The following is a 268-nucleotide window of genomic DNA, read 5'->3' on the forward strand; positions in this document are numbered from 1 at the left end:
CTGCTCAGATACTGAAAATAAGGTGTGTATTTCTCTTTTGTCAGTACCTGCACTGCCTCAACTACGTTATGAGGTATACCAGCATTTAATAAATCAACAGCTGTTATCTCAGAATCTTCAAGAACATCATGCAAATAAGCAGTAGCTTTCTCTTCGGCCGTATCTACAAAGCTAGCAACTGTCTCAGGGTGTTTGATGTAGTCAATTCCTGCTTTATCTACTTGTCCAGCATGGGCAGTTTTAGCTATCTCATGAGCTATCTCTATAT

The 268-nt window shown here is 39.6% G+C and carries 1 pseudogene; it reads right to left on the bottom strand.

Annotated features, from left to right (window positions below):
* Window positions 1–266, bottom strand: a pseudogene (locus JDS82_RS29205) (GTP pyrophosphokinase); the annotation flags it as partial.
* Window positions 267–268: the final 2 nt, after the last annotated feature.

This window comes from Bacillus cereus group sp. N14, assembly GCF_016483555.1.
GTDB lineage: Bacteria > Bacillota > Bacilli > Bacillales > Bacillaceae_G > Bacillus_A > Bacillus_A wiedmannii.